Consider the following 22,269-nt stretch of genomic DNA (forward strand, 5'->3'; position numbering starts at 1 on the left):
GCGTCTAGCCCGGCAGCACCGGCGCCGCGCCGGGGATCGTCAGCCCGGGCACGTCCAACCAACCCTGCTGACCGTCGGCGGACGGCGAATACTGCAGCACCCCTTCGGGTCCCGCGACGTAGGCCGTGGACGGGTTGGCCACCACGGTCGTCACCGGCATCTGCAGGCCGCGGGCAGGTGCGTCGGAGTTCACCCCGTCGATGTTCACGTACGAGACCGGATGATTGGCGTCGGTGCGGGTCACCACGATGTCGTCGCCGGTACGCCAGGACAGTGACACGACCGAATTGCCCAACCCGAAGCCCAGCCGGCGCGGATAGGTCAGGGCGTACTGCCCGGCCTGGGTCTGCTCGACGCTGACGAGGATCACCTGGCCGCCGATCACCATCGCGGCCCGCGTGCTGTCGCGGGACAGCTGCAGGTCGGTGATCGGCCCCGGGAATTTGGTGGCCACCGCTACCGAATCCACCGGAATGCGCGCGGGTTGCCCCGACGCCGGCTCCTGAATCGCCCGCAGCACGTTGTTGCCGTCGACCACCACCCAGACCACGTCGTCCAGCGACCAGGTGGGCCGCGACAGGCTGTGCCCGTCCGCGGACTGCACCGCTTCGGCGCCCAGATCACCGATCCACAAGGAGGCCGCCATATCCGGGGCGCCGCGGTGCAGCGTCACCACGGACGCCACCTCGCGGCCGCTGCGCGACAATGCGGCGCCGGTCTGATCCCCCATGCGCCCGAACGCGCCCGGCACCATCGAGGTGTGCTGGCCGTCCAGCGACACCAGTGAGCCATTCACCAGCGCGTGCAGCCCGGCGCCCGCGCCGTCGGCCACGCCGGGGTCGGTGGCGGCGACATCGGAGGTGGTCCATCCGTCGCGGAACCGGTCATCCAGCGGGGCGCCGTCGGCGTTGATCACGTACGGGCCCCGGATATCGGCCCGGGCCAGCGTCCAAATGATCTGCGCCGCAACCAATTGCCTGCTGTGCGGATCGGTGGTGGACAACTTTTCCAGCTCGACGCGCGCACCGCCATACCCGCGCCCGACCCCGTTCTTGCCGCCGTCGGCCCGGGTCACCGGCCCGCGCAGCCGCAGCGGCGGGGCGAGCAGGTTGCGGACCGTGTGGGCCATCTCGGGCCGCGGCCCGGCGATCAGCTTGGACACCAGCTCGGTGGCCAGCTGGTCGTGGTCGGGCACCGCGACATAGCGTGGATCGGGGACCACGGTCTTGCCGGTCGGGTCGGCGAAGTAGAGGGTGTTTCGCTTATAGGTCGCCTGAAATTGCTGCCAGTCCAGGAAAACCCCGTTGGGCAACCGATCGATGCGCCAGCCGCCGGAGGTCTTCACCAATTCGATGGGCCCCGGGTCGGGCAGCACGCCCTCGGCGGTCTCGAACACCCCCATGTCGGACAGCGAGCCCAGGATGTCGGCCCGCATTGTCGCCGAAACACGTTCGGCCGCACGGGTTTCGACGAACACGACGTGGTCGATCAGCAGCGCGCTACCGGCGTCGTCCCACGAGTTGGATGCCGACTGGGTGAGGAACTGGCGCGCGGCCAGGTGCCGGTTCGCCGGATCGGCTGTGGCCTTGAGGAATTCGCGCAGCAGCACGTCGGGGTCCATGCCCGGAGTCGGCTTGGGCAGGTTCGACGGCGCCGGCCGCTCGACGGTGCCGATGGCCTGCGGCGCCGACGAGCTGGGCACCCCGGCGCAGCCCGCCAGCAGGACGGCCAGCATCAGCAGGCCCAGCAGCCGCCGCATCACAGGGTCCTCTCGGCGTGCTCACGCTGGCGCTGCGGGCGTTCCTTGCGCTCGGGCCCGCCGGCCTGCGGCGCGGGTTGCGGGATCGGTTTCATGGGCAGGGGGCTGGTGGTGACCTTGTGGCCGCGAACCAGCGGGAGCGTCAGCCGGAAGCACGAGCCGTCGCCCGGTTCTCCCCACGCCTCCAGCCGGCCCTGGTGCAGCCGCGCGTCCTCGATGCTGATCGCCAGGCCGAGCCCGGTGCCGCCGGACCGGCGCACCCGCGAGGGGTCCGCGCGCCAGAACCGGCTGAACACCAGCTTCTCCTCGCCGGGCCGCAGCCCGACCCCGTAGTCGCGGACGGTGACGGCGACGGTGTCCTCGTCGGCGCCCATCCGGATCTTGACCGGCTTGTGCTCGGCATGGTCGATGGCGTTGGCGATCAGGTTGCGCAGGATCCGCTCCACCCGGCGGGTGTCGACCTCGGCGATCACCTCGTGCGTCGGCAAGTCCACCTTCAGTTCGATGCCGGCGTCCTCGGCCAGATGCCCGACGTTGCTGAGCGCGCTGCGCACGGTGGTGCGCAGGTCGACCGCTTCGACGGACAGCTCGGCGACACCGGCGTCGTGCCGGGAGATCTCCAGCAGGTCGTTGAGCAGCGACTCGAACCGGTCCAGCTCGTTGACCATCAGCTCGGTGGAGCGCGCCAGCGTCGGGTCGAGGTCCGCGCTGTGGTCATAGATCAGGTCGGCGGCCATGCGCACCGTGGTCAGCGGGGTGCGCAGCTCGTGGCTCACGTCAGAAGTGAAGCGGCGCTGCAGATTACCGAACTCCTCCAGCGGGTGATCTGGCGCGACAGGCTTTCCGCCATGTCGTTGAACGACATCGCCAACCGCGCCATGTCGTCCTCGCCGCGCACCGGCATGCGCTCGGACAGGTGCCCCTCGGCGAACCGTTCGGCGATGCGCGAGGCCGACCGCACCGGCACCACCACCTGGCGCGACACCAGCAGCGCGATCCCGGCCAGCAGCACCAGCAGCACCGCGCCGCCGGTGATCATGGTGCCGCGCACCAGTTGGATGGTGGCCTGCTCGTTCTTCAGCGGAAAAATCAGGTACAGCTCCACGTTGGCCACCTGCGAGGCCGCCGGGGTGCCGACGATCAGCGCCGGGCCCGAGAACCCGTCGGTGTGCACGGTCGCGTATTGGTAGGACGCCTGCCCGGCCTTGACGAAACCGCGCAGGGCATTGGGCACCTGGTCGACGGGTCCGGCCGTGGTCGCCGCGCGCGGCCCGTCGCCCGGCACCATCAGCACCGCGTCGAAGGCCCCCGCCAACCCCGCGCCGGAGGCCTGGTCGGTCTTGGAGGTCAGCGTGTTGCGGGCCAGCTGCAGGCTGCTGTCCAGCGAGCGCGCCTCTTCGCCGTTGACGATCCCACCGACGGTGGTGCGCGCGCGCTCGATCTGTTCGATCGCGGCCTTGACCTTGACGTCGAGGACGCGATTGGTGACCTGGGACGTCAATACGAAGCCGAGCGCCAGGATGACCGCCAGCGACAGCCCAAGCGTCAACGCGACGACCCGTAACTGCAACGAGCGACGCCAGGCGATGGCTACGGCCCGACTCACTGCGCCCATGCCGCGAGTCATGGGGCCGGAGCGCCCCCAGCGGCTCCGAGTGCGTCGCCGGGAGCCCCAGATCACGTGTCCCTACCGGTCACGGAGGTCCGGCCTTGTACCCAACTCCTCGAACGGTCAACACCACGGTCGGGTTCTCAGGGTCTTTCTCGACCTTGGCCCGCAGACGCTGGACGTGCACGTTCACCAGGCGGGTATCCGCCGGGTGACGATAGCCCCACACCTGTTCGAGCAGCACATCACGAGTAAACACCTGCCGCGGTTTGCGCGCCAACGCCACCAGCAAGTCGAATTCCAGCGGGGTCAGCGAGATCTGTTCGCCGTTGCGCGTGACCTTGTGCGCCGGCACGTCGATCTCGACGTCGGCGATGGACAGCATCTCGGCGGGCTCGTCGTCGTTGCGCCGCAGCCGCGCCCGCACCCGGGCCACCAGCTCCTTGGGCTTGAACGGCTTCATGATGTAGTCGTCGGCGCCCGACTCGAGGCCCAGGACCACGTCGACGGTGTCGGTCTTGGCGGTCAGCATCACGATCGGCACGCCCGAATCGGCGCGCAACACCCGGCACACGTCGATGCCGTTCATGCCGGGCAACATCAGGTCCAACAACACCAAATCGGGGCGCAGTTCGCGCACCGCAGTCAGGGCCTGGGTGCCGTCACCGATGACCGCAGTGTCGAAACCCTCCCCACGAAGCACGATGGTGAGCATCTCGGCTAGCGAAGCGTCGTCATCGACGACCAAAATCCTTTGCCTCATGGAGTCCATGGTGTCACCAGATCGGGACAAAACTCGGGCGCCACACGGGCGTTTCTTCTCCGATAAGGCCGAATCGTGACAAATTTGTGCTATCTGGCCATCAAACCGGCGGCCAAGGCGGCCGGATCGACGTCTTTGTCGACGACCCGCCACGGACCGCCCCAGCTTGCGGCGGCCAGCCCGGCGTAGACGTCGCCGGTGCGCTGCTGGAGCCAGTCGTCGCGTTCGTAGCTGTCGCGCGCGCGGCTCGGATCGGATTCGGCCCGGCTGCGCGCGCGCTGCCCGGCCAGTTCGGCCGACACCGCCAGCAGTACCTGCCAGTCGGGCGCGGGCAGACCCAGGCGCTGGTATTCGAGACCGTGCACCCACGCCACTGCCGGTCCGCCCGCGTCCTGATGCAGGCGCGCGGCGGTATAGGCCGCGTTGGAGGCGACGTAGCGGTCCATGATCACCACGTCATGGTCGCGGCGCAGCCCCTCGAGATGCTCGACCGCGGCGGCGCGATCGAGCGCGAAGAGGGTCGCCATCGCGTAGACCGAGGACGCCAGGTCCCCGTGCTCGCCGTGCAGCGCCTCGGCCGCGATGTCGGCCGTCACCGATTGCCCGTAGCGCGGAAAGGCCAGGGTGGCCACGGATTTTCCCGCCGCTTCGAAAGCGGCCAGCAACCCTTCGGTTAACGTGCGCTTGCCGGCGCCGTCGACGCCTTCGATCGCGATCAGCACGGCGCGAGCCTAGCGCCGCCGCGGGTTCGCGAGTGGGCGGCCAGCCGCACGCCGAACACCGAATGCGCGGCTGGCCGCACATTCGGTGCCAAGCGAGGGCTCAGTAGCGGTAGTGGTCGGCCTTGTAGGGGCCGTCGACGTCGACGCCGATGTACTCGGCCTGCTCCTTGGTGAGCTTGGTCAGCTCGCCGCCGAGCGCCTCCACGTGGATGCGCGCCACCTTCTCGTCCAGGTGCTTGGGCAGCCGGTAGACCTCGTTGTCGTACTCGTCGTTCTTGGTCCACAGCTCGATCTGCGCGATGACCTGGTTGGAGAAGCTGTTGCTCATCACGAACGACGGGTGGCCCGTGGCGTTACCCAGGTTCAGCAGCCGGCCCTCGGACAGCAGGATGATCGACTTGCCGGTGTCGCCGAACGTCCACAGGTCGACCTGCGGGCGGATGTTGGTCTTGGTGGCGCCGGACTTCTCCAGCCGGGCCACCTGGATCTCGTTGTCGAAGTGGCCGATGTTGCCCAGGATCGCCTTGTCCTTCATCGCCTTCATGTGCTCGAGGGTGATGATGTCCTTGTTGCCCGTCGTGGTGATGATGATGTCGGCCTCGCCGATCACGTCCTCCACCCGCTTGACGTCGAAGCCCTCCATCAGCGCCTGCAGGGCGTTGATCGGGTCGATCTCGGTGACGGTCACCCGTGCGCCCTGGCCGGCCACCGACTCGGCGGAACCCTTACCGACGTCGCCGTAGCCACAGATGAGGACCTTCTTGCCGCCGATCAGCACGTCGGTACCGCGGTTGATGCCGTCGATCAGCGAGTGCCGGCAGCCGTACTTGTTGTCGAACTTGCTCTTGGTGACAGAGTCGTTGACGTTGATCGCCGGGAACGCCAGGTCGCCGGCCGCGGCGAACTGGTAGAGCCGCAGCACGCCGGTGGTGGTCTCCTCGGAGACACCCTTGATCGACGCGGCGATCTTGGTCCACTTGTCCTTGTCGGTCTCGAACCGCTTGCGCAGCAGGTTCAGGAACACCCGGTGCTCGGCCGAGTCGTCTTCCTCGTCCGGCGGCACCACGCCGGCCTTCTCGTACTGCGCGCCGCGCAGCACCAGCATCGTGGCGTCGCCGCCGTCGTCCAGGATCATGTTGGCCGGCTCGTCGGGCCACGTCAGCACCTGCTCGGCCGCCCACCAGTACTCCTCGAGCGTCTCGCCCTTCCACGCGTACACCGGCACGCCCTTGGGCTCCTCCGGGGTGCCGTGTGGGCCGACGACCACCGCGGCGGCGGCGTGGTCCTGGGTGGAGAAGATGTTGCAGGACGCCCAGCGCACCTCCGCGCCCAGCGCGACGAGGGTCTCGATCAGCACCGCGGTCTGCACGGTCATGTGCAGCGAACCCGAGATGCGCGCGCCCTTGAGCGGCTGCACGTCGTGGTACTCGCGGCGCAGCGACATCAGACCCGGCATCTCCTGCTCGGAGAGCTCGATGTCCCGGCGACCGTAGTCCGCCAACGACAAATCGGCGACCTTGAAGTCGATGCCGTTTCGAACGTCGGGGGTGAGTGCGTTTTCGGTCGTCGTCATAGCTTCTCTTCCTTTTTGTGCCGTCTGGGGGCTCGCTCGGATCCAAGCGGTAATTAGCTTAGGTATGTTCTTGCGCCACTGTAGTCGTGCGCCGGCGCGCGGCAGGGGCCAGGGAACGTTCAGGGAACCTTGACGACGCCGTGCCGCTCGGCGAACGGCGTCATCAGCCGCGCCAGATCGGCGGCAACGTCGTGGTCGGCCTCGGGCGGCATCGACACGTAGCTCAACGCCAGCCGCACGATGGCACGCGCCAGCACGCCGGCGTCCTCGTCGCTGGTGGCCACCCAGCTGTGGGTCAGCGCGGTGGTCAGCCGCTCGGACGCCCGCGTGATGATGGGGGCGCTTCCGGTGGTGATGATCTGCAGCAGGTCGGGTTTGGCGACGCCGGTCAGCAGCGAGATCACCAGCGGATCGGCCGACAGCTCGGTGAACAGGTCGCGGAAGCCCTGCAGGAAGGCCGCGTAGATATCGCCGACGTGGGCCTGCAGCGCGGCGTTGACGGCGTCGACCAGGCGGTCGGCCAGGCGCAGGCCGTACCCCTGCGCCAGCCCCTGCCGCGAGCCGAACTCGTTGTAGATGGTCTGCCGGCTGATGCCCGCCGCGCGGGCCACGTCGGACAGGGTGACGGCCGACCAATCCCGGGTCAGCAGCAGGTCCCGCATCGCATCGAGCACCGAGTCACGCAGCAGGGCGCGCGACGCTTCGGCGTACGGCATCCGCTTCACAGGCGCGACAATAGCGGTCCGGGCCCCGAAATCTGCCTTTTCCCTACGGTCGACCACGTGGGAGGCGGTCATCTGCGCCGCTCCTCCTCATCGCTACGCTCTGCATCGTCGCCGGCGGTCACGAACGGGCGATCTCCACCATCTCGAAGTCCGACTTGGCCGCGCCGCAATCCGGGCAGCTCCAGTCCTCCGGGATGTCGTCCCACCGGGTGCCGGGCGCGATGCCGTCCTCCGGCCAGCCCTTGGCCTCGTCGTACTCGAATCCGCACTGCACGCAGATGAAGAGCTTGTAGTCCTCGCTCATCGGTTCCCTCCTATCAGGCCGTCGTGGTTTCGAAATCGACTTTCTCGCGCACCGCGCAGTCGGGGCAGCACCAGTCGTCGGGAATGTCGGCGAAGGGCGTTCCCGGGCGAAAGCCTTCCCGCGGAGCGCCTTTCGCCTCGTCGTAGATGTAGTCGCAGCCGGGGCAGCGGTAGGCGGTCATGCCCGGGCCTCCTGGGCCCCGTAGCGCGCCAGCAGCTTCTCGCGGCGCCGCGGCTGAAGGTTGACCCGGGTGATGTCGCCGTCGTAGTGCGCCAGCACCCGGTGGTCCATCACCCTGCGCCACAGCGGCGGAAAGTAGGTGAGCGAGATCATCGACGCGTATCCGCTGGGCAGGTTGGGCGAGCCGTCCAGGCTGCGCAGCGTCTGGTAGCGCCGCGTCGGGTTGGCGTGGTGATCACTGTGCCGCTGCAGGTGGTACAGGAACAGGTTGGTCACGACGTGGTCGGAGTTCCAGCTGTGCACGGGGGTGCACCGCTCGTAGCGGCCACTCGAGTTCTGTTGGCGCAGCAGGCCGTAGTGCTCGAGGTAGTTGACGGACTCGAGCAGGCTGAAGCCGAAGACCGCCTGGATGATCACGAACGGGATCAGCGCCGGCCCGAAGACCGCGATCAGGATCCCCCACAGCACCACCGAGATGGCCCACGCGTTGAGCACGTCGTTGGACGGGTACGTGAGCGGATTCCACGGATTCTTGCCCAGCCGGCGTATCCGCTGGGCCTCCAGCCGCAGTGACGAGCGCAGGCTCCCGAAGACGCTGCGCGGCAAGAACTCCCAGAACGTTTCCCCGAACCGCGACGACGCGGGGTCCTCCGGGGTGGCCACCCGCACGTGGTGGCCACGGTTGTGCTCGATGTAGAAGTGGCCGTAGCAGGTCTGGGCCAGGGTGATTTTGGACAGCCAGCGCTCCAGCGAGTCCTTCTTGTGGCCCATCTCGTGGGCGGTGTTGATGCCGACGCCCCCGAGCACGCCGACCGAGAGCGCCAGGCCCAGCTTGCCGGCCCAGCCGAGCCCGCCCTGGGAAGCCGGGAAGCCCAGCCAGCTCAGGTTCGACGCGGTGAACAGGTAGGCGCCCAGGACCACGCTGAGGTACTGGAACGGGATGTACACGTAGGTGCAGTAGCGGTAGTACTTGTCATTCTCGAGCTGCTCCATCACCTCGTCGGGCGGGTTCTGCCCGTCGGGCCCGAAGCGCAGGTCCAGGATCGGCAACAGGATCCAGAGCAGGATCGGCCCTATCCACAGCGGCACCTGCGCGGCGGCGTGCCAGCCGAGCCGGTTGAGTCCCCAGACCAGCGGCAGCATCACGAACAACGCCGTCGGGGCGATCAACCCCATCAGCCAGAGGCGGCGCTTCTTGTCCCGCCAGACCGGCGCGCGGCTTCCCTGCTCTACCTGCGGTTCGAATGTGGTCATATGGCCAACCTCCTTGTGAGTCACACCACGTTGAGATTGGACAATACCGCCGTCTGCGTCTTGTGTCTAGACAAACCACGTAACTTTGTAAACCAGCGGTCCTAGGGCACCGGGCTGTTGGGGTCGGCCTCGAGCGAGTCGCTGGGCTCGGGCTCGGCCGCCTCGCGTTCGCCCTGCACCGAATGCCGGTAGCCGTAGCCGGCGTAGATCGCCGTACCGACCACCAGCCACACGCCGAATCGAACCCAGGTGAGCGCGGTCAGGTTGAGCATCAGCCAGACGCAGGCCGCGATGGAGGCGATCGGAAGCACCGGCACCCACGGCGCCTTGAAGCCGCGTTCCAGGTCCGGCCTGGTCCGGCGCAGCACGATCACGCCGGCGGAGACCAGGACGAACGCGAACAGCGTTCCGACGTTGACCATCTCCTCGAGCTTGGTGATGGGGAACACCGACGCGGTCACCGCCACCACCAGGGCGACCAGCACGGTGATCCGCACCGGGGTGCCCCGCGAACCGGTCTTGGCCAGCGAGCGCGGCAACAGCCCGTCGCGCGCCATCGCGAACAGCACCCGGCACTGGCCGAGCATCAGCACCATCACCACCGTGGTCAGTCCCGCGAGGGCGCCGATCGAGATGACCTTGCTGGCCCAGTGAATGCCGTTCGCGGTGAAGGCGGTCGCCAGGTTCGCCTGCCCGCGGCCCCGCACCGTCTTGAGTTCGGTGTAGGACACCATGCCGGACAGCACCACCGCGACCGCGACGTAGAGCAGGGTCACGATGCCCAGCGACGCCAGGATCCCCCGGGGGACGTCGCGCTGGGGATGCTTGGTCTCCTCGGCCATGGTGGCCACGATGTCGAATCCGATGAACGCGAAAAAGACGATGGACGCCCCCGCCAACACGCCGTACCAGCCGTAGTGGCTGCTGTGCGCCCCGGTCAGCAACGACAGGACCGACTGGTCAATGCCCTTGGCCTCACTGCTGGCCTCCGGTTTGGGGATGAACGGCGAATAGTTGGCGCGCTTGATGTAGAAGACGCCGACCACCACGACGAACAGCACGACCGCCACCTTGATGCCGGTGACCACGGCGGAGAACCTCGACGACAACTTGGTGCCCAACGCGATCAGCGTCGCCACCCCGGCGACGATCACCAGCGCACCCCAGTCGACCTGAGCCGACGCGAATTCGACTGTGCCACCGGCGAACCCGAACACCGTGCCCAGGTAGCTCGACCACCCCTTGGCGACGACGGCGGCGCCGATCGCCAATTCCAGCAGCAGATTCCACCCGATGATCCAGGCCAAAAACTCCCCGAAGGTCGCATACGAGAAGGTGTAGGCGCTACCGGCCACCGGCAGCGTCGAGGCGAACTCGGCGTAACACAGCGCCGCCAGCGCGCAGGTGCCCGCCGCGATCACGAACGACAACCAGATGGAGGGCCCGGTGATGTCGCCGGTCGTCGACGCGGTGACCGTGAAGATACCGGCGCCGATCACCACGGCGACGCCGAAGACGACCAGGTCCCACCAGGTAAGGTCCTTGCGCAACTTGGTGTCCGGCTCGTCGGTGTCGGCGATCGATTGTTCCACCGACTTCGTGCGCCATCGATTGGCCATGCAACCGCCCTTTCCCAACGCTGGGAGCCATTGGTCCGACACAGTACTGGGTACTCCCCCCGGATGCCGGACAGCAAAGCAAACGCGAGGGACCACGCGCTCGTCATCGGGGGGAGCATCGCGGGGCTGTGCGCCGCGCGGGTGCTTTCGGACACGTATGCGCGGGTGACGGTCTACGAGCGCGACGAATTGCCGGCGACCCCGGCGCACCGCGCGACCGTGCCCCAGGACCGGCACCTGCACATGTTGATGGCGCGCGGCGCGATCGAATTCGAAGGCCTTTTTCCCGGCCTGCTCGACGACATGGTCGCCGCCGGGGTGCCCAAGCTGGAGAACCGGCCGGACTGCATCCACCTGGGGGCCGCGGGCCACGTCCTGGGCACGGGGCAAACCCTGCGCGACGAATTCACCGCCTATGTGCCCAGCCGGCCGCACCTGGAATGGCAGTTGCGCAAGCGGGTTCACGACCTCGACAACGTCACCATCGTGCGGCGCTCGGTGGCCGAACCGCGCTACGACCCCGCGCGAGCGCGGGTGACCGGCGCGCTGGTGGATCCGGCCGATCCCGACGACGGCGAGCCGAAGTTCCCAGAATTCATAGCCGCGGACCTTGTCGTCGACGCGGCGGGGCGGGGCACCCGGCTGCCGGTGTGGTTGACGCAATGGGGTTTTGCGCGACCCGTCGAACAGGCCGTCGACATCGGCATCAACTACGCCACCCAGCAGTTCCGCATCCCCGACGGGCTGATCACCGAGAAGGTCGTGGTCGCCGGCGCCTCCCACGACCAGTCGCTCGGGCTGGGCATGCTGTGCTACGAGGACGGCACCTGGGTGCTGACCACCTTCGGCGTGGCCAACGCCAAACCGCCGAGCACCTTCCCCGCGATGCTGGCGCTGGCCGAGGAACTGCTGCCCGCCCACTTCAACGCGGCGCTGGCACGCGCCGAACCGCTGGGCGATCCGGCGTTCCACGCCTTCCCGGCCAGCAGATGGCGCCGCTACGACAAACTGGACCGCTTCCCCGGCGGCATCATCGCCTTCGGCGACGCGGTGGCCAGCTTCAACCCCACCTTCGGCCAAGGCATGACGATGACGTCGTTGCAGGCCGGTCATCTGCGCAGCGCGCTGCAAGGACCCGACGATCAACTGGCCGCGGCGCTGCACCGGGCCACCGCGAAGAGCACCTTCCCGGTGTGGATGATGAACGCCATCGGCGATATCACCTTCCACCACGCCGGCACCAAGGGGCCGATTCCCTGGTGGTGGCGGCCCTCCGGGGCGCTGTTCGACCAATTCCTGGGCGCCGCCGAAACCGAACCCGTTCTGGCGGAATGGTTTTTGCGCCGGTTCTCGCTGCTGGACAGCCTCTACATGGTTCCGCCGCCGCGGATCATCGGCCGCGCCGTGGTGCACAACGCGCGACTATGGCTGGGCGAGCGGCGCGAGGCCGCCAGGCAGCGGCGGGTGGCGATCGCAAGCCCGGGCGCTGCGGGTCGCCACCATCAGGCCTAGTCGCTACAGCCCTACCGTCGCCCTGAACAGCTTGCTCGGCTCGTGCGCGACCAGCCGGATCGGGGCGTCATCGGCCGCGACCCACGCCGCCATCCCCCGTTTGAGCGTCAGCGAGCCGGACTTGCCGTGCACCGTCGTCGAACCCTGGATGCACAACAGGACCTGCGGCCCGTCGTGGCTGCACGTCGCGTCCACCTCGTGGCCGACGTACTCGTCCTCGAGCTCCAGCAGCGCGACGGCGAACTCATCGGTCGGCGTCTCATAGATCAGCCCGAAACCCTCGCGGCGAATGTGCGGCCGCAGCTGCTCCTCGGTGGTGGGCGCGAAGTCCAGCACGCGCAGCAGCTCGGGCACGTCGACGTGCTTGGGGGTCAGGCCGCCCCGTAACACGTTGTCGGAGTTGGCCATCACCTCCACCGCGAAGCCGCGCAGGTAGGTGTGCAGGTTGCCGGCCGACACGAAGATAGCCTCACCCGGGCCCAGGCTGACGCGGTTGAGCAGCAGCGCCGCCAGCACGCCGGCGTCACCGGGATAGCGTTCGCCGAGCTCGAGCACCGTCTTGGCCTCGGCCGCGAATTCGGTTGCCCCCGAACTGAGGTAGGCGATGGCGCCGTCCAGGACGGCCGGGACCAGCACGTCGATGTCGGGCTGCGGGGCGGTGATCCACGTGGTGAACAGCGCGCGCAGGCCGTCGGCGTCGGACTGGTCGTTGAGCAGATCGATGAACGGGTCGAGGTCGGAGACCGCCAGGGCCCGCAGCAGCTCGACCGTGCGCGACACCTGGCGGAATCCGGCCAGCGCCTCGAACGGGTGCAACGCCACCAGCAGCTCCGGCTTGTGCGAGGTGTCGCGATAGTTGCGCACCGGCGAGGTCAGCGGGATGCCGACCCGCTCCTCGCGCAGGTAGCCCTCGGTCGCCTGCGCGGCACTCGGATGCGCCTGCAGCGACAGCGGCTCGTCGGCGGCCAGCACCTTGACCAGGAAGGGCAACACGTCCCCGAAGCGGGCCCGCGACCCGGGGCCGAGCTGTCCCTCCGGGTCGGCGTCGAGCGCCTCGAGCAACGTGATCTCACCGTTGCCGGTTTCCAGCCAGGCCGGGTCGCCCGGGTGGGCGCCGAACCAGAGCTCGGCCTCCGGATGCGCCGCCGGCACCGGACGTTCGGTGAACTCGGCGATCGCGGTACGCGAACCCCACGCGTACGTTCTCAAGGCCCCGCGAAGCAGTTCCACTGTTCTATCTATCCCCGCACCAGTCGCATGTAAACCGCGGCCATCTCAAGCCGGACGGCTAATACTGCCAGCTGCTGCTCGGCGCGTCCGGGGCCCCCCAGCGCAGGCGAAACACCGGAGCCGGCCGATCCGCCGGGTCCGTCGGGCACATCCTCGGCGGCGAGCAGGTACACGTCGTCGAGCCCGGCCGTCCGGGCGGCCACCAGCGCCTGCTCGGCGGCCAGGATGACCGCCAGCACCCGCAACCGTTGCGGCAAGGGGCCGTCGATCTGTTCGTCGTGGAACAGGGCGGCGTCGGGGTCGTCGAGGCCGGCCCCGAAACCGGAGGAGGAGGCGGCGCGCAGGGCGGCCACCGCGTCCGCCAGCGCGGTGGCGGCGGTGACCGTGTTGGCCACCCGCAGCAGCACCGAGCTGCCGTGCCGGGCCAGGGCCAGCGTCGCGGCGCCGTCGCCGGCCAGCGCGACCTGGCGGTCGGCGATGCGCGCGGCCAGCAGCTTGGCCGGGTTGGTGAACAGTTCGCGGGCGGCGCTGTTGCGCAGCGCCTCGGCGTCGAGCTCGTCGGCGAGCAGGCCCAGGTCCACGCTGGGCCGCGGGTCGACGGCGTGCAGCACGGCCAGCCCGGCGGCCAGATAGCGGCACAGCCCGAATTCGTCGGGAACCCCCAGCCGGGGCGCCAGCACCGCCGCGTGCCCGGCGGTGGCATCCCGCAACGGACCCTCGCAGGGCGCCGCCACCACGACCCGCGCGCCGCGGCGCACCCCGGTCGCGGCGGAGGCGACCAGCGTCGGGTCGCCCGGGTCGTCGCCCGCGACGATCAGCACGTCGAGCGGGCCCACCCATGGCGGCGCCTCGCCGGCCAGCGTGAACGGCTGGGAGGCCACCGAACCCAGCGTCGCGGCCAGCATCGCCCCGGCGGTCTCGGCGGTGCCGCGGCCGGCCACCCAGATCACGCTGCGCGGACGGTCCTCGGCGCGCAGCGGGTCCAGCGCGCCCTCCTCGACCGCGGTGGCGATCGACCGCACCTGCGCCCCGGCCGACGACGCCGCCCGCAGCAGTCCGTCGCGGTCGGCGGTCAGCAGGCCATCGGTGTCTTCGAGATCGATTGCCCGGGTGGCGTTCACGGAGCGGCCCCCGCGCGCGGCGTCTGCGCGGCGATTTCCGTGCTGATCTGGAGGACCACCGCGCCGACGTCCTCGGCGGTGCGACCCTCCACGTTGAGCCGCAGTAACGGCTCGGTGTTCGAGCTGCGCAGGTTGAACCAGCTGCCGTCGCCCAGATCCACCGTCACGCCGTCCACGTGATCGAGGGAGTGGATGCGGGTGCCGAACGACCTCAACACCGCCTCGGTGCACTGCGCGGCGTCGGCCACGGTGAAGTTGATCTCGCCGGACGATTCGTAGCGCTGGTAGTCCGCGGTCAGCTCCGACAGCGGGCGGTCCTGCTCGCCGAGCGCGGCCAGCACGTACAGCGCCGCCAGCATCCCGGAGTCGGCGCCCCAGAAGTCGCGGAAGTAGTAGTGCGCCGAATGTTCGCCGCCGAAGATCGCGCCGGTCTCGGCCATCAGCGCCTTGATATAGGAGTGGCCCACCCGCGACCGCAGCGGTGTGCCGCCGCGCTCGGCGACCAACTCGGGTACCGCCCGTGAGGTGATCACGTTGTGGATGATCGTCGCGCCGATCTCGCGGCCCAGTTCGCGCGCGGCCACCAGGCTGGTCACGGTCGACGGCGACACGGGGTTGCCGCGTTCGTCGACGACGAAGCAGCGGTCGGCGTCCCCGTCGAAGGCCAGCCCGATGTCGGCGCCGGTCTCGCGCACAAAGTTCTGCAGGTCAACCAGGTTGGCGGGTTCGAGGGGGTTGGCCTCGTGATTGGGGAAGGAACCGTCGAGTTCGAAGTACAACGGCAGCAACGTGATCGAGCCGATGGGGCCGAGCACCGCGGGGGTGGTCAGGCCGGCCATGCCGTTGCCGGCGTCGACGGCCACACGCAGCGGGCGCAGCCCGGAGGTGCTGACCAGGGACCGCAGGTATTCCCCGTAGTCGGCCAGCACGTCGCGATCGGAGACCGTGCCGGGCGGGCCGTCATATCCCTTGGAGCCCTTGACGCCGGCGATGACGTCGTCGGCGATGACGCGCAACCCGCTCTCGGCGCCGACCGGTTTGGCCCCGGCCCGGCACAGCTTGATTCCGTTGTAGGCGGCGGGGTTATGGCTCGCGGTGAACATCGCGCCGGGGCAGTCCAGCAATCCGGAGGCGAAGTAGAGCTGATCCGTGGAGGCCAAACCGATGCGCACCACGTCGAGGCCCTGCCCGGTGACGCCGGCGGCGAAGGCGGCGGCCAGGGTGGGCGAGCTGTCGCGCATGTCGTAGCCGATCACGACGTGGCGGGCGCCCTCGGCGCGCATCAGTCTGGCGAAGGCTGCGCCCAGATCGGTGACCAGCGGCTGGTCGAGCTCTTCGCCGACTAGACCACGCACGTCGTAAGCCTTGACGACACGGTGGACAGTCGCGGCGGGCCGAGACATGCGGGACTCCTGACGACGTGAACTCTTGGCCGTCAGCCTATCGGGCCAAAGAGAACACGAGCCGCGGTGCGGGCGGATTGGGCGGCCCCGTGGCGATCACGAGCGCGGCGCGGCCGGGCGAAGCGGGTCGCCACCATCAGGCGCGCCTAGTCGCTGGGATCGGGCAGCACGCGCAGATGCCCGCGGCGCCGCCCCGACCGATGCTCCGGCGGCGCGAGCACACTGCTGCTGGGCGCGGTGGCCTGCGAGCCGCCGTGGATGCGCGGATCGGCGAAGCCGTTCACGGGCGACGCGGTGCCGCCATACGGCGCGCCGCGATCCCCCGACCCTCCTTCGCGGACCGCGTCGGCGAGAGCGACCAGGTCGTCCTCGTCAGGGTGGGTGGGCTCAGAAACGAGCGGACCGGCATGGCGCACCAGCTCCCATCCGCGGGGGGCGGTGATGCGGCCGGCGTGGTTGACGCACAGATCCCAGGAATGCGGTTCCCGAGCGGTCGCCAGCGGGCCGACGACTGCCGTCGAGTCCGAATAGACGAACGTTAGGGTCGCCACGGCGTAGTGCGGGCACCCGGGCCGGCAACAGCGACGGGGAACGTTCACGCTCGAAAGGCTATCGTGCGCAAACGCCGCCGAAGCGCCGGACACGCGCAACCGGACGGCCGCCGATGTGTAACCGTTACCATCGGCGCGTGGGCGATTCGCGCAGTTCCCCGCGAAGAGATCGGTTTTCGGACGGATCGGCTCCGCGCCGACCGGCCACCCATCGATTCTTCCGCAGGGGTCGCGAGATGCGCGGCCCGCTGCTGCCCCCCAGCGTGCCGGGGTGGCGCAGCCGCGCCGAGCGGTTCGACATGGCGGTGCTGGAGGCCTACGAACCCATCGAGCGGAGCTGGCAGGACCGGCTGGCCGACCTCGACGTGGCGGTCGATGAGATTCCCCGGATCGCGGCCAAGGATCCCGACAGTGTGCAGTGGCCGGCCGAGGTGATCGCGGACGGGCCGATCCCCCTGGCCCGGCTGATCCCGGCTGGCGTCGACATCCGCGGCAACTCCACGCGGGCGCGAATTGTCCTGTTCCGCAAGCCAATTGAGCGACGGGCGAAGGACACCGTCGAGCTCGGCGACTTGCTGCACGAAATCCTGGTGGCCCAGGTCGCCATCTATCTCGACGTTGAGCCGTCGGTCATCGATCCGACGATCGACGACGAATAGCTGACGTTGCGCGAAGCGCCTCTCAGATTATGCCGCGCTTGAGGCGGCGGCGCTCGCGTTCGGAGAGACCGCCCCAGATCCCGAAGCGCTCGTCATGCTCGAGGGCGTACTCGAGGCACTCGTGGCGCACCTCGCAGCCCAGGCAGATCTTCTTGGCCTCGCGGGTGGAGCCACCCTTTTCCGGGAAGAAGGCTTCCGGGTCGGTCTGGGCGCACAGCGCCCGGTCCTGCCATTGATCGGCGACGGGCGCCGGCAACGGCTCGGGCTCGAATGCGACTGGCGCATCGGGAACCACGGTCAAATGAGGCCGGGCGGGTTGGGCCGGCGGCAAGTCGATTGGGTTGTGCGGCGTGCTCGCCATTGCGCCTCGAAAAGTGTCGTATGACATACGGTCGTCCGCCTCCTCAGCTTGATTGAGAAAGAGTGATTGATTTCCCACTGTTCTGATGTACAGACAATTCGAACAAGTGATCGAATCTCGGTCTGCGACACCGGAGTCGGCCGGCCAACCGGGAAATGACACTGATGTGATTAGACACGGGTTGATCTGCCGGGTCAAGCACTTCGGCGCATTTCCATACCATCTCGTGATCGAATTTCGGCGTTTCTGTTGTTTTGGGCCGTCGGCGTGTTGATCACATAGCCCCCAACTTCCCCACAAGTGGTGGGGAGTCCCAACTTTGAGGCAGGCCCGATGGGCCCGTCCCCGCACGCTCGCCGGGCAGTACTGTCGTGCTGTGTGAGGCTCAAGTGAAGGTCACCGTCCTGGTCGGTGGGGTTGGCGGCGCCCGGTTCCTGCTGGGGATTCAACAGTTGTTCGGGCTGGGTCAATTTCACACGCAAGGGCGCCCAGACGCCGAGGCCGGCAGTCACGAGCTGACGGCGATCGTCAACATTGGCGATGACGCCTGGATCCACGGACTGCGAGTCTGCCCCGATTTGGACACCTGCATGTACACCTTAGGTGGAGGTGTCGACCCGGAGCGAGGGTGGGGTCACCGCGACGAAACCTGGCACGCCAAAGAGGAATTGGCGCGCTATGGCGTGCAGCCGGACTGGTTCGGACTCGGCGACCGCGACCTGGGCACCCATCTGGTGCGCACTCAAATGCTCAACGCCGGCTACCCGCTGTCTCAGATCACCGCGGCGCTGTGCGACCGATGGCAGCCGGGCGCGCGGCTGCTCCCCGTCACCGACGACCGCTGCGAGACGCACGTGGTGATAACCGATCCCGACGACGGCAGCCGGCGGGCCATCCACTTCCAGGAGTGGTGGGTGCGCTACCGCGCCCAGGTGCCCACCCACAGCTTCGCCTTCGTCGGCGCCGAAAAGGCAGCCGCCACAACTGAAGCCACAGCGGCCATCGCCGACGCCGACGTCATCCTGCTGGCCCCGTCGAACCCGGTCGTGAGCGTCGGCGCCATCCTGGCCGTGCCCGGCGTCCGCGGCGCCCTGCGGGCGGCGAAGGCCCCGGTCGTCGGCTACTCGCCGATCATCGGTGGAAAGCCGTTGCGCGGCATGGCCGATGCCTGCCTTTCCGTGATCGGTGTCGAGTCCACCGCCGAGGCCGTCGGCCGCCACTACGGCGCGCGCCGGGGCACCGGCATCCTGGACTGCTGGCTGGTCAGCGACGGCGACGACGCGGACATCGAGGGGGTCGCGGTGCGCTCGGTGCCGCTGGTGATGACCGACCCCAAGGCGACCGCCGAGATGGTCCGCGCCGGCCTGGAGCTCGCGGGATTGGCGCCATGACCTCCGCTCCGGGCGAGCACGGCACCGCCGCCGCGATCGAGATCCTGCCCGTCGCCGGGCTGCCCGAATTCCGGCCCGGCGACGACCTGGGCGCGGCCGTCGCCGCGGCGGCACCCTGGCTGCGTGACGGCGACGTCGTGGTGGTCACCAGCAAGGTGGTGTCCAAATGCGAGGGCCGGCTGGTGCCGGCGCCCCGCGACCCCGAGGAGCGCGATCGACTGCGGCGCAAGCTGGTCGACGACGAAGCCGTTCGGGTGCTGGCCCGCAAGGGCAAGACCCTGATCACCGAGAGCCGGATCGGGCTGGTGCAGGCCGCCGCGGGCGTGGACGGCTCCAACGTCGGGCGCGACGAGCTGGCGCTGCTGCCCGTCGACCCGGACGGCAGCGCGGCCACCCTGCGCGCCGCGCTGCGCGAGCGGCTCGGCGTCGAGGTCGCCGTGGTCATCACCGACACGATGGGCCGCGCCTGGCGCAACGGCCAGACCGACGCGGCGGTGGGCGCCGCGGGTCTGGCTGTGCTGCATGGCTATTCGGGCGCCGTCGACCAGCACGGCAACGAGTTGCTGGTCACCGAGGTCGCGATCGCCGACGAGATCGCCGCGGCCGCCGATCTGGTGAAGGGCAAATTGACCGCGATGCCGGTGGCGGTGGTGCGCGGCCTGTCCGTGACCGACGACGGTTCGACGGCCCGGCGGTTGTTGCGGCCCGGCCCCGAAGACCTGTTCTGGCTCGGCACCGCCGAGGCGATCGACCTGGGCCGCCGCGAGGCGCAGCTGCTGCGGCGATCGGTGCGCCAGTTCAGCGCCGAGCCCGTCCCGACCGATCTGGTGGAGGCGGCGATCGCCGAGGCCCTCACCGCGCCGGCGCCCCATCACACCCGCCCGGTGCGGTTCGTCTGGCTGCAGCACCCGGGCACCCGGGCCCGGCTGCTGGACCGCATGAAGGACAAGTGGCGGACCGACCTCGCCGGTGACGGCAAGCCCGCCGACGCCATCGAGCGGCGCGTGGCGCGCGGCCAGATCCTCTACGACGCCCCCGAAGTCGTCATCCCGATCCTGGTGCCGGACGGCGCCCACTCCTACCCCGACGCCGCCCGCACCGACGCCGAGCACACCATGTTCACCGTCGCGGTCGGGGCGGCCGTGCAGGCCCTGCTGGTCGCGCTGGCGGTGCGCGGGGTGGGCAGCTGCTGGATCGGGTCGACCATTTTCGCCGCCGACCTGGTGCGCGCCGAGCTCGAACTGCCCGCCGACTGGGAGCCCTTGGGCGCCATCGCCATCGGCTACGCCGCCGACCCCGCCGGCCCGCGTGACGCCGCGGATCCCGGGGACCTGTTGATCCGCAAGTGATACTGGGCGGATGAACTTCGCGGGCAAGGCGGCGGCCTCGGCCGACAAGGTCCGCGGCGGCTACTACACCCCCGCTCCGGTGGCGCGGTTCTTGGCCGGATGGGTTCGCGAGGCCGGCCCGAAGATCGTCGAACCGTCCTGCGGCGACGGCGCGATCCTGCGCGAGCTGGCCGCGCTCAGCGACCGGGCCCACGGCGTCGAGCTGAGCGCGCGTGAGGCCGCCAAGGCCCGGCGGTTCGCTCCCGTCGACGCCGACAGCCTGTTCACCTGGCTCGCCGGGGCCGCTCAAGCCGACCTCGGCGGCTGGGACGGGGTGGCCGGCAATCCGCCCTACATCCGGTTCGGCCACTGGGCGGCGCCGCAGCGCGAGCCGGCGCTGGAGCTGATGCGCCGCGAGGGCCTGCGCCCGACCCGGCTGACCAATGCGTGGGTCCCGTTCGTCGTGGCCAGCACGGTGTTGGTGCGCGACGGCGGGCGGGTGGGCCTGGTGCTGGCGGCCGAGCTGCTGCAGGTCACCTACGCCGCCCCGCTGCGCGACTTTCTGCTCAGCCGTTTCCGCGAGATCACGCTGCTGACCTTCGAGCGCCTGGTGTTCGACGGCATCCTGCAGGAGGTCGTGTTGTTCTGCGGCGTCACCGGGCCCGGACCCGCCCGCATCCGCACGGTGCGCCTGCCCGACGCCGACGCGCTGGCGCGGGCGGAGCTGGACGTCGAATGGGCGCCCGCCCTGCTGCACGACAACGAGAAGTGGACCAAGTACTTTCTGGACCCCGCCGCGATCCGGCTGCTGCGCTCGCTTAAGGGCTCCGGCGCGTTGCTCCCGCTCGGGTCTCTCGCCGAGGTGGACGTGGGCATCGTGACCGGGCGCAACGCCTTTTTCACCCTGACCGATACCCAGGCGGCCGAGCTGGGATTGCGGCCGCACTGCGTTCCGCTCGTCTCGCGCAGCGCCCAGCTGTCCGGGCTGGTCTACGACACCGATTGCCGGGCAAGCGATGTCGCGGGCGGGCAGCGCAGCTGGCTGCTCAACGCGCCCCGCGAGCCCGACGATCCGGCGTTGATCGCCCACATCCGCGCCGGGGAGGCCGCCGGCGTGCACCGCGGCTACAAGTGCTCGATCCGCAGACCGTGGTGGAGGACGCCGTCGCTGTGGGTGCCAGACCTGTTCCTGCTGCGCCAGATTCACCGGGCGCCGAGGCTGACCGTCAACGGGGTGGGTGCGGTGAGTACCGACACCGTGCACCGGGTGCGACTGACGGGTGAGGATCGCGTCGACCCGGCCGCGCTGGCCGCGGTCTTCCACAACAGCGTGACGTTCGCCTTCGCCGAGATCATGGGCCGCAGCTACGGCGGGGGTGTGCTGGAGCTCGAACCCGGCGAGGCCGAGCAGCTGCCCATTCCCGCGCCGGCACACGTCGATCCCGACCTCGCCGGCGATGTGGACCTGCTGTTGAAGGCCAACGAGATCGACAAGGCACTCGACCTCGTCGACCGTCGCGTGCTGATCGAGGGGCTGGGACTGGCGGCCGAAACGGTGGCGGACTGCCGCGCCGCGTGGGCGTCGCTGGCCGATCGCAGGAAACGGCGGGCCGCGCGATGAGCCTGCGGGAGTCGGTGATCGCGATCCTGTCCGGCTGGGAACCCCCGGACGCGGGCCAGGATTCGTTGCGGCACGCCGTCTTGGCGTTCGTCGAAGCCCGCGACGACGCGTGCCGCCGCGAGTGCGTGCCGGGGCACGTCACCGCCTCGGCGCTGGTGCTCGATCACAGCGGCGACCGGGTGCTGCTGACGCTGCATCGCCGCCTGGGCCGGTGGGTGCAGCTGGGCGGCCACTGTGACGAGGGTGACCCAGACATTGTCGCCGCGGCGTTGCGCGAGGCCACCGAGGAATCCGGGGTCGACGGTCTGCGGATGGCACCCGAATTGGCCGCCGTGCACGTGCATCCGGTGGTGTGCTCGCTGGGCGTGCCCACCCGCCATCTGGATTTGCAGTTCGTGGCGCACGCGCCGGCCGGCGCTCAAATCGCGATCAGCGACGAGTCGGAGGACCTGCGCTGGTGGCCCGCCGACGCGTTGCCGGAGGGCACCGATCACGCGCTGGCGTATCTGGTTTCGCGGGCGCGGGCCCGCCGAGTGTGAGGCCTGCCGCGCATTCGGCGCCGACGACGCGGCCAGCCGCACACT

Annotated in this window: 20 protein-coding genes and 1 pseudogene; 6 read left to right on the plus strand and 15 right to left on the minus strand. The window is 69.5% G+C overall.

Annotation, left to right across the window (positions count from 1 at the left end; genetic code table 11):
- Positions 1 to 4: 4 nt before the first annotated feature.
- From lpqB to G6N26_RS12295, 10 genes and pseudogenes are all read right to left on the minus strand, one after another.
- Positions 5 to 1,759, minus strand: coding sequence for an MtrAB system accessory lipoprotein LpqB (gene lpqB / locus G6N26_RS12250; RefSeq protein ID WP_163648802.1), 1,755 nt, complete (start codon positions 1,757 to 1,759; stop codon positions 5 to 7).
- Positions 1,759 to 3,440, minus strand: a pseudogene (gene mtrB, locus G6N26_RS12255) (MtrAB system histidine kinase MtrB). Before mtrB ends, lpqB begins: the two are co-directional and overlap by 1 nt.
- A gap of 13 nt (positions 3,441 to 3,453) precedes the next feature.
- The gene (gene mtrA, locus G6N26_RS12260; protein ID WP_007168097.1) at positions 3,454 to 4,140 is read right to left on the minus strand and encodes a two-component system response regulator MtrA; all 687 of its coding nucleotides are present in this window, start codon (positions 4,138 to 4,140) and stop codon (positions 3,454 to 3,456) included.
- 80 nt (positions 4,141 to 4,220) lie between these two features.
- Positions 4,221 to 4,853 carry a dTMP kinase gene (locus G6N26_RS12265; RefSeq protein WP_083017549.1) on the minus strand — a complete coding sequence of 211 codons (633 nt, stop codon included), beginning with the start codon at positions 4,851 to 4,853 and terminating at the stop codon, positions 4,221 to 4,223.
- A gap of 100 nt (positions 4,854 to 4,953) precedes the next feature.
- Complete coding sequence (gene ahcY / locus G6N26_RS12270) at positions 4,954 to 6,426, minus strand: adenosylhomocysteinase (RefSeq protein ID WP_067169145.1); 1,473 nt, start codon at positions 6,424 to 6,426, stop codon at positions 4,954 to 4,956.
- 119 nt (positions 6,427 to 6,545) lie between these two features.
- A complete protein-coding gene (gene alkX / locus G6N26_RS12275) occupies positions 6,546 to 7,142 on the minus strand; it encodes a TetR family transcriptional regulator AlkX (RefSeq protein ID WP_095577702.1) in 597 nt (198 codons plus the stop codon).
- Positions 7,143 to 7,269: 127 nt separating this feature from the next.
- A complete protein-coding gene (locus G6N26_RS12280; RefSeq protein WP_067169139.1) occupies positions 7,270 to 7,455 on the minus strand; it encodes a rubredoxin in 186 nt (61 codons plus the stop codon).
- Positions 7,456 to 7,468: 13 nt separating this feature from the next.
- Positions 7,469 to 7,636 (minus strand): rubredoxin, encoded by a 168-nt coding sequence (locus G6N26_RS12285; RefSeq protein ID WP_067169136.1) that lies wholly within the window; start codon positions 7,634 to 7,636, stop codon positions 7,469 to 7,471.
- Entirely contained in the window at positions 7,633 to 8,889 is a 1,257-nt protein-coding gene (locus G6N26_RS12290) for an alkane 1-monooxygenase (protein WP_083017547.1), read from the minus strand. The genes G6N26_RS12285 and G6N26_RS12290 overlap by 4 nt, the downstream gene beginning before the upstream one ends.
- Before the next feature lie 101 nt (positions 8,890 to 8,990).
- Positions 8,991 to 10,508, minus strand: coding sequence for an APC family permease (locus tag G6N26_RS12295; RefSeq protein WP_067169130.1), 1,518 nt, complete (start codon positions 10,506 to 10,508; stop codon positions 8,991 to 8,993).
- 63 nt (positions 10,509 to 10,571) lie between these two features.
- Here G6N26_RS12295 and G6N26_RS12300 point away from each other — a divergent pair, with 63 nt between their 5' ends.
- Positions 10,572 to 12,020, plus strand: a complete 1,449-nt coding sequence (locus G6N26_RS12300; protein ID WP_083017545.1) for an FAD-dependent oxidoreductase — start codon at positions 10,572 to 10,574, stop codon at positions 12,018 to 12,020.
- A gap of 3 nt (positions 12,021 to 12,023) precedes the next feature.
- Here the strand turns inward: G6N26_RS12300 and manA are convergent, their stop codons facing one another.
- The 4 genes from manA to G6N26_RS12320 all read right to left on the minus strand — a co-directional run bounded on the left by manA (position 12,024) and on the right by G6N26_RS12320 (position 16,373).
- Positions 12,024 to 13,250, minus strand: coding sequence for a mannose-6-phosphate isomerase, class I (gene manA / locus G6N26_RS12305; protein ID WP_083017544.1), 1,227 nt, complete (start codon positions 13,248 to 13,250; stop codon positions 12,024 to 12,026).
- Between the two features lie 8 nt (positions 13,251 to 13,258).
- A complete protein-coding gene (locus tag G6N26_RS12310) occupies positions 13,259 to 14,371 on the minus strand; it encodes a TobH protein (protein WP_083017542.1) in 1,113 nt (370 codons plus the stop codon).
- Positions 14,368 to 15,774, minus strand: coding sequence for a phosphomannomutase/phosphoglucomutase (locus tag G6N26_RS12315; protein WP_083017540.1), 1,407 nt, complete (start codon positions 15,772 to 15,774; stop codon positions 14,368 to 14,370). Before G6N26_RS12315 ends, G6N26_RS12310 begins: the two co-directional genes overlap by 4 nt.
- Positions 15,775 to 15,920: 146 nt before the next feature.
- Positions 15,921 to 16,373 carry a DUF3499 domain-containing protein gene (locus G6N26_RS12320; protein ID WP_194164296.1) on the minus strand — a complete coding sequence of 151 codons (453 nt, stop codon included), beginning with the start codon at positions 16,371 to 16,373 and terminating at the stop codon, positions 15,921 to 15,923.
- A 188-nt stretch (positions 16,374 to 16,561) separates the two neighbouring features.
- Here G6N26_RS12320 and G6N26_RS12325 point away from each other — a divergent pair, with 188 nt between their 5' ends.
- Complete coding sequence (locus G6N26_RS12325) at positions 16,562 to 16,984, plus strand: metallopeptidase family protein (RefSeq protein WP_067169110.1); 423 nt, start codon at positions 16,562 to 16,564, stop codon at positions 16,982 to 16,984.
- Between the two features lie 22 nt (positions 16,985 to 17,006).
- Here the strand turns inward: G6N26_RS12325 and G6N26_RS12330 are convergent, their stop codons facing one another.
- Positions 17,007 to 17,345 carry a WhiB family transcriptional regulator gene (locus G6N26_RS12330; RefSeq protein ID WP_067169106.1) on the minus strand — a complete coding sequence of 113 codons (339 nt, stop codon included), beginning with the start codon at positions 17,343 to 17,345 and terminating at the stop codon, positions 17,007 to 17,009.
- Positions 17,346 to 17,734: 389 nt separating this feature from the next.
- Here G6N26_RS12330 and cofD point away from each other — a divergent pair, with 389 nt between their 5' ends.
- From cofD to G6N26_RS12350, 4 genes are read left to right on the plus strand one after another with little or no spacing between them, the layout of a single operon-like run.
- Complete coding sequence (gene cofD / locus G6N26_RS12335) at positions 17,735 to 18,736, plus strand: 2-phospho-L-lactate transferase (protein WP_083017536.1); 1,002 nt, start codon at positions 17,735 to 17,737, stop codon at positions 18,734 to 18,736.
- A complete protein-coding gene (locus G6N26_RS12340) occupies positions 18,733 to 20,085 on the plus strand; it encodes a coenzyme F420-0:L-glutamate ligase (protein ID WP_083017534.1) in 1,353 nt (450 codons plus the stop codon). Before cofD ends, G6N26_RS12340 begins: the two co-directional genes overlap by 4 nt.
- A gap of 10 nt (positions 20,086 to 20,095) precedes the next feature.
- Positions 20,096 to 21,685 (plus strand): Eco57I restriction-modification methylase domain-containing protein, encoded by a 1,590-nt coding sequence (locus tag G6N26_RS12345; RefSeq protein ID WP_083017531.1) that lies wholly within the window; start codon positions 20,096 to 20,098, stop codon positions 21,683 to 21,685.
- Positions 21,682 to 22,224, plus strand: a complete 543-nt coding sequence (locus G6N26_RS12350; RefSeq protein WP_067168314.1) for an NUDIX hydrolase — start codon at positions 21,682 to 21,684, stop codon at positions 22,222 to 22,224. Before G6N26_RS12345 ends, G6N26_RS12350 begins: the two co-directional genes overlap by 4 nt.
- Positions 22,225 to 22,269: the final 45 nt, after the last annotated feature.

It is taken from the genome of Mycobacterium marseillense (assembly GCF_010731675.1).
Lineage (GTDB): Bacteria > Actinomycetota > Actinomycetes > Mycobacteriales > Mycobacteriaceae > Mycobacterium > Mycobacterium marseillense.